The following is a 6843-nucleotide window of genomic DNA, read 5'->3' on the forward strand; positions in this document are numbered from 1 at the left end:
GCCCTGCTCGGCGACCCCCGCATCAGCGCCGACCCCCGGCGCCCCGGCTACCCGCACCGCAGCGCCGCGACCCAGGAGCGCGACCGGACCCGCACCACCTTCCTCACCATGGACGACCCCGAACACGCCCGGCTGCGCCGCATGGTGACGGCCCCCTTCACGATCAGGAAGGTCGAGGCCCTGCGGCCGTCCGTGCAGCGGATCGTGGACGACCTGATCGAGGAGATGCTCGCCGGACCCAACCCCACCGACCTGGTGGAGGCGTTCGCACTGCCGCTGCCCAGCCTGGTGATCTGCGCGCTGCTCGGCGTGCCGTACGAGCGGCACGACTTCTTCCAGCGCCACAGCCGCGTCCTGGTGCGCCGCACCTCCACCCGCGAGGAACTGCTCGCCGCGTCCGAGGCGCTCACCGACTACCTGGACGACCTCCTGGCCGCCAAGCTCGCGCACCCCGAGGACGATGTGCTCTCCCAGCTCGCCGTCCAGCGCGTGGCCACCGGCGAGCTGACCCGGCGCCAGGCCGCCGAGATGGGCGTCCTGCTGCTCGTGGCGGGGCACGAGACCACCGCCAACATGATCGCGCTCGGCACCGTGGCCCTGCTGCGCAACCCGGACCAACTCGCCCTGCTGCGCGACTGCGAGGACCCCAAGACGGTCGCCTCGGCCGTCGAGGAACTGCTGCGCTATCTGAACATCGTCCACTCCGGGCGGCGGCGCGTCGCGCTGGAGGACATCGAGATCGACGGTGAGCTGATCCGCGCGGGCGACGGCGTCATCTTCGCCAACGACATCGCGAACCGGGACCCCGGCGTCTTCCCCGACCCCGACCGGCTCGACCTCACCCGCGACGCCCGCCGCCATGTCGCCTTCGGCTACGGCATCCACCAGTGCCTCGGCCAGCCGCTCGCCCGCGTCGAACTCCAAGTGGCCTACAGCACGCTCTACTCCCGCATCCCCACGCTCGCGCTGGCCACGGACTTCGATCAACTGGAGTTCAAGCATGATGGCTTCGTCTACGGCGTTTATGAACTACCCGTCTCCTGGTAGCACTTCACAGCACGCACCACACGGCACACCCGCACCATCACGAACCATGAAACGAGGAACCCATGCGCGTGGAAGTCGACCAGCCCAAATGCGTCGCCTCCGGACAGTGCGTCCTGGTGGCACCCCAGGTCTTCGACCAGGACGACGAGGGCATAGTGCAGCTGCTGGACGCCACCCCCGGCCCTGAACTCGACGAGGACGTACGGGAGTCGGCCGCGATCTGCCCCGCCGCCGCGATCCGGCTGGTGGAGGCGTGACGAGCGTCCCGCCGCGCCGCATCGTCGTGGTGGGGGCCTCGGCGGCCGGTCTGACGGCCGCCGAGACCCTGCGCCGCGCCGGCTACGACGGCTCGCTCACCCTCGTCGGGGGCGAACCGCATCCGCCCTACGACCGGCCGCCGCTGTCCAAGCAGGTCCTCACCGGCGCCTGGGAGCCCGAGCGGGTGCAGCTGCGCCGCCCGGCCGATCTGGACGCCCTCGCCCTGGACCTGCGGCTCGGCGTGCCCGCCGCCGCCCTCGCCCCGGCGACCCGCACCGTGACCCTCGCCGACGGCACGAGCCTGACGTACGACGGTCTGATCATCGCCACCGGGGTCCGGCCGCGCCGGCTGCCCGAGTGCGACACACCCGGCGTCCATGTCCTGCGGGAACTCGGGGACGCCCTCGCCCTGCGCGAGCGACTGACGGCCGGGGGCCGGCTGGTCGTGGTGGGCGCCGGGTTCCTCGGCGCCGAGGTCGCCGCCGCCGCGCGCACCCTCGGCGCGACCGTCACCCTGGTGGAACCCGCCCCCGTGCCCCTCGCGCACGCCGTCGGACAGCAGGTCGGCACGTATCTGGCCCAGGTCCACCGCGATCACGGCGTGGACCTGCGGACCGGGACCAAGGTCGCCGGGATCACCACCGGAGCGGGCCGGGCCACGGGCGTGCTGCTCAGCGACGGCAGCACGATCCCGGCCGACGACATCCTGATCGCCATCGGCTCCGAGCCCAACACCGACTGGCTGGAGGACAGCGGGCTGCGGCTGGCCGACGGTGTGGCCTGCGACCGGTACAGCGCCGCCGCGCCCGGCATCTACGCCGCGGGCGACGTGGCCCGCTGGCACAACCCGCTCTTCGGCACCGACATGCGCGTGGAGCACCGTACGAACGCGGCCGAACAGGGCATGGCCGCGGCCCGCAACCTTCTCGCCCCCGAGCAGGCCAAACCGTTCGCGCCGGTGCCGTCCTTCTGGTCCGACCAGTACGACCTCAGGATCCAGGCGTTCGGACACCTGCGCGATCACGACGAGGCCCGGGTGGTCGACGGCGACCCGGCGGACGGCGGCTTCCTCGTGGCCTACCGCAGGGGTACGGCACTCACCGGAGCGCTCGCCGTGGGCATGCCGCCCCGCGTGCTGCGCTCCTGGCGTACCGCGCTCGCGGCCGGAACCGAGTGGACCCGTGCCCTGGACGGCCCACCGGAAGCGGACCAGACTTGACATGAGGTAGCTCAAGTTTTATTCAGGCCCTATAGGTGAGGAGGACCGGGGAACACGGGTGGGGGAGCAGCCGGCAAGGGAGGATTCACCATGGCGCGTTCGGTCGGAATCGACCTCGGGACGACGAACTCGGTGGTCTCGGTCCTGGAGGGCGGCGAACCCACCGTCATCACCAACACGGAGGGCGCGCGGACCACTCCCTCGGTCGTGGCGTTCGCCAAGAACGGCGAGGTGCTGGTCGGCGAGGTCGCCAAACGGCAGGCCGTGACCAACGTGGAGCGCACCGCGCGCTCGGTCAAGCGGTACATGGGCGATCACTCCTGGCGCTTCCCCGACCAGGGCGACATCGACGGCAAGCACTACACCGCCCAGGAGATCTCCGCGCGGGTGCTCCAGAAGCTGAAGCGGGACGCCGAGTCCTACCTCGGCGAGGACGTCACGGACGCGGTGATCACCGTCCCGGCCTACTTCGACGACGCCCAGCGGCAGGCGACGAAGGAGGCCGGGGAGATCGCCGGCCTGAACGTCATGCGGATCATCAACGAGCCGACCGCCGCCGCGCTCGCGTACGGCCTGGACAAGGGGGACGAGCAGACGGTCCTCGTCTTCGACCTCGGCGGCGGCACCTTCGACGTGTCCCTGCTGGAGATGGGCGACGGCGTCATCGAGGTCAAGGCCACCAACGGCGACACCCATCTGGGCGGCGACGACTGGGACCAGCGCGTCGTGGACCACCTGGTGCAGCAGTTCAAGAACCACTACGGCGTCGACCTGGGCAAGGACAAGATGGCCGTGCAGCGGCTGCGGGAGGCGTCCGAGAAGGCGAAGATCGAGCTGTCCAGCTCCTCGGAGACCACGATCAACCTGCCCTACATCACCGCCTCCGCCGAAGGCCCGCTGCACCTGGACGAGAAGCTGACCCGCGCCCAGTTCGAACAGCTGACCGCCGACCTGCTGGACCGCTGCAAGGCGCCGTTCCACAACGCGATCAAGGACGCCGGGATCAAGGTGTCCGACATCGACCATGTGGTGATGGTGGGCGGCTCGACCCGGATGCCCGCCGTCACCGGCCTGGTGAAGGAGCTGACCGGCAAGGAGCCGCACAAGGGTGTCAACCCGGACGAGGTCGTCGCCATCGGCGCCTCGCTCCAGGCCGGTGTCCTCAAGGGCGAGGTCAAGGACGTCCTGCTGCTCGACGTCACCCCGCTGTCCCTCGGCATCGAGACCAAGGGCGGCATCATGACCAAGCTGATCGAGCGCAACACCACGATCCCCACCCGCCGTTCGGAGATCTTCACCACCGCCGAGGACAACCAGCCCTCGGTGTCCGTCCAGGTCTTCCAGGGCGAGCGCGAGATCGCCGCCTACAACAAGAAGCTCGGCATGTTCGAGCTGACCGGTCTGCCGCCCGCACCGCGCGGAGTCCCGCAGATCGAGGTCGCCTTCGACATCGACGCCAACGGGATCATGCATGTGTCGGCGAAGGACCTCGGCACCGGCAGGGAACAGAAGATGACCGTCACCGGCGGCTCCGCGCTGCCGAAGAACGACATCGACCGCATGGTCCGCGAGGCCGAGCAGCACGCCGAGGACGACCGGCAGCGCCGCGAGGCCGCCGAGACCCGCAACCAGGCCGAACAGCTCGTCTACCAGACCGAGAAGCTCATCAGCGACAACCCCGAGCGGATCTCCGCCGAGGCGCGGCACGAGACCGAGGCCGCGCTCGCCGAGCTGAAGGCGAAGCTCAAGGACGAGAACACGGACACCGCCACCCTCCGCCGCGCCACCGACGAAGTGGCCCAGTCCGCCCAGAAGATCGGCACGGCGCTGTACGAGCAGTCCCGCGCCCAGGGCGATCAGGGCGCGGGTACGGCCGCGGGCGCGGGCGCCGCCGGGTCGGCGTCCGGTGACGCGGCCTCCGGTGGGTCCGCCCCGGAGGACGACGAGGTGGTGGACGCCGAGATCGTCGACGACGACCGGCCCGAGGCGGGCTGACGACGGACGAGGGCCTGCCCCGGGACGCGGGCCCGGTGCGCGGCTGCGGTGCGGGGTCCGGTGGCAGGTCCTCGTCCATCATGTCGCCCCGGGCGCCCGCCGGTTGACCTGCACCGGGATTCTGCGCTCCGGCCACCGCACCGGTCAGGGCTTCTCCACCACGAAGCCCTCGATGCAGGGATACGAGGCGGCTCGGACGCGCCGCAATGGGGCGGCGGTGTGCGGGATCGGGCACTATCCTCAACCCCGGCCCCTGACCGGGGCGTTGGCGACCAGTGCCCGCCCGATTTCCTTCGCGCGCGGTTGCCACGGCCCCGCAACGGAGAGACCACGCATGTTCGCCCCGTACCGCAGACTGTTCTCCGCCAAGGGGAGCGTCGGCTTCACCACCACCGGCTTCCTGGCCCGGCTCGCCCTGTCCATGTCCGGAGTCGGCACCGTGGTGATGGTCGCCGCCATGCGCCACTCCTACGCGCTGGCCGGCGCCGTGGGCGGCTCGTCCCTCGCCGCCACCCTGATCACGATCCCGCTCCTCGGCCGGCTCGTCGACCGCTACGGCCAGTCCCGTACGGCCATCCCCGCGGCCATCTGGTCGGCCGCCATGTCGGCCGCCCTGGTCAGCTGCCTCGCCACCGACGCACCGACCTGGACCTTGTTCGTCACCAACGTGCTGTCCGCCACCGCGCCGAACGTCGGCGGCATGGCCCGCGCCCGCTGGGCCGGGCTCTACGGCGATGACGACGAACGCATGCATGTGGCCAACTCGTTCGAACAGGTCCTGGACGAGATGTGCTTCGTCCTCGGCCCCATCATCGTGGTGGGCCTGGCCACCGGCATCGCCCCCGAGGCGGGCCGGATCGCACCGCTGATCCTGACCCTGGGCGGCACCGTCCTCTTCTCCTTGCAGCGCGGCACCGAACCCCCGGTCCAGCCCGCCGACCCCTCGGCCGCCCGCTCCCCACTCACCAACCGGGGCCTCCAGGTGATGATGCTCGTCCTCCTCTTCACCGGCTCCCTGTTCGGCTCCCTCGAAGTCGTCACGATCGCCTTCACCGACTCCCTGCACCACAAGTCCTCGGCCGGTCTGGTCCTGGCCCTCCAAGCGGTCGGCTCCGCCCTCGCGGGCCTGCTCTTCGGCATGCTCACCCTGCGCGGCTCCAGCACCACCCGCTTCCTGATGGGCGTCGGCGGCATGGCCGTACTGATGCTCCCGCTGACCCTCGCCAGTGGCCTGTGGTCCCTCGTCCCGCTGATGTTCATCGCGGGCATGGCCACCTCACCGACCATGATCACCGGCATGGGCCTGGTCCAGGAACTGATCCCGCGCTCCCAGATCAACGAGGGCATGACCCTGGCCGTGACCAGCCTCCTCGGCGGCTCCTCCCTCGGCAGCATGCTCGCGGGCTGGTCCGTGGAGCACTTCGACGCCGAGAACAGCTACCTGCTCCCGGTCGGCGCCGCCACCCTGGCCCTGCTGACCGCGGCCGCCGGCCTCGGCCGCCTCCGCACAAGCGTCTCCGCCACCCGGGCCCCGGCCCTCACCAAGGACACGGCGGAACTCGGGCAGCAGGTGTGACGGGGGCGCGGGCCCGACCGCGATCGGTGGACCCGCGCCCGTGCCGTGATCGGCCCCCTGAGCGGCGTCAGGACGCCACGCGGATCTCCAGCAGGATGTGCTCCAGCGTCTCCGTGCCCTCCGCGAAGCTGTGCCGACGCAGCACCTTCAGCCGGCGGTCGTGGGCCGTGGCCAGGGCCGTCAGTCGGGGGAGGTCGCCGCGGTCGCTGAACTGGAGGAGGGCCCTGCCGCCGGACGTGAGCCGCAGGGGGGCCTCCACCAGATAGCGCTCATGGGCGCGGTAGCCGGTGTCGATGTACGCGCGCTCGTGGTCGCTGCGGTAGCGATAGTCGTCCGGGGCCAGCACGAAGTTGGAGTGCCAGTACACGCAGTCGAAGCGGTCGTCGGCGTCGAGCGCGGCGAACAGATCGCTGTGTACGGCCCGCAGCCGGTCGCCGACACCATGGCGCTCGGCGTTGCGGCGGGTGTTCTCCACGGCGCGCGCGTTGATGTCCGTGGCCACCACCCGGGCGGCGCCCCGCAGCGCGGCCATGACCGCGATGATCCCGGTGCCCGAGCCGACCTCCAGGAACGATCCGCCGGGCCGCAGCAGGGGCGCCTCGGTGCCGGTCAGGCCCAGGACGTCCATCGCCGTCTCGGTCGTCCTGGAGAAGGGCGGCGCGAAGACATCGGCGAGCAGGTCCCATTCGAGGCCCGCCATGGTGAAGGCGTCCGGACGGTCCGGCCGGCTCGAAGCCGCGCGGCTTCG

6 protein-coding genes are annotated in these 6843 nt (G+C 71.3%); 5 read left to right on the top strand and 1 reads right to left on the bottom strand.

What is annotated here, in order from left to right; genetic code table 11:
• The 5 genes from CCN72_RS28630 to CCN72_RS28650 form a co-directional block, all read left to right on the top strand.
• Positions 1–1047 (top strand): cytochrome P450 (locus CCN72_RS28630; protein WP_107430176.1); only part of this gene is annotated, 1047 nt, incomplete at its 5' end.
• Positions 1048–1109: 62 nt separating this feature from the next.
• Positions 1110–1304 carry a ferredoxin gene (locus CCN72_RS28635; RefSeq protein ID WP_037662741.1) on the top strand — a complete coding sequence of 65 codons (195 nt, stop codon included), beginning with the start codon at positions 1110–1112 and terminating at the stop codon, positions 1302–1304.
• Positions 1301–2524, top strand: a complete 1224-nt coding sequence (locus CCN72_RS28640; RefSeq protein WP_208638125.1) for an NAD(P)/FAD-dependent oxidoreductase — start codon at positions 1301–1303, stop codon at positions 2522–2524. Before CCN72_RS28635 ends, CCN72_RS28640 begins: the two co-directional genes overlap by 4 nt.
• Positions 2525–2614: 90 nt before the next feature.
• Entirely contained in the window at positions 2615–4519 is a 1905-nt protein-coding gene (dnaK, locus tag CCN72_RS28645; protein ID WP_086810806.1) for a molecular chaperone DnaK, read from the top strand.
• A gap of 334 nt (positions 4520–4853) precedes the next feature.
• Positions 4854–6095 carry an MFS transporter gene (locus CCN72_RS28650; RefSeq protein WP_086810808.1) on the top strand — a complete coding sequence of 414 codons (1242 nt, stop codon included), beginning with the start codon at positions 4854–4856 and terminating at the stop codon, positions 6093–6095.
• A 67-nt stretch (positions 6096–6162) separates the two neighbouring features.
• Here the strand turns inward: CCN72_RS28650 and CCN72_RS28655 are convergent.
• The coding region (locus tag CCN72_RS28655) for a methyltransferase domain-containing protein (RefSeq protein WP_086810815.1) at positions 6163–6843 on the bottom strand (681 nt) is incomplete at its 5' end.

Origin of the sequence: Streptomyces murinus, assembly GCF_002154555.1 — a bacterium.
Classification (GTDB): domain Bacteria; phylum Actinomycetota; class Actinomycetes; order Streptomycetales; family Streptomycetaceae; genus Streptomyces; species Streptomyces murinus.

Bases quoted from the DNA above. Each gene is read 5' to 3' on its own strand.
- CCN72_RS28635 (WP_037662741.1), top strand. From the start codon at position 1,110: ATGCGCGTGGAAGTCGACCAGCCCAAATGCGTCGCCTCCGGACAGTGC.
- dnaK (WP_086810806.1), top strand. From the start codon at position 2,615: ATGGCGCGTTCGGTCGGAATCGACCTCGGGACGACGAACTCGGTGGTC.
- CCN72_RS28650 (WP_086810808.1), top strand. From the start codon at position 4,854: ATGTTCGCCCCGTACCGCAGACTGTTCTCCGCCAAGGGGAGCGTCGGC.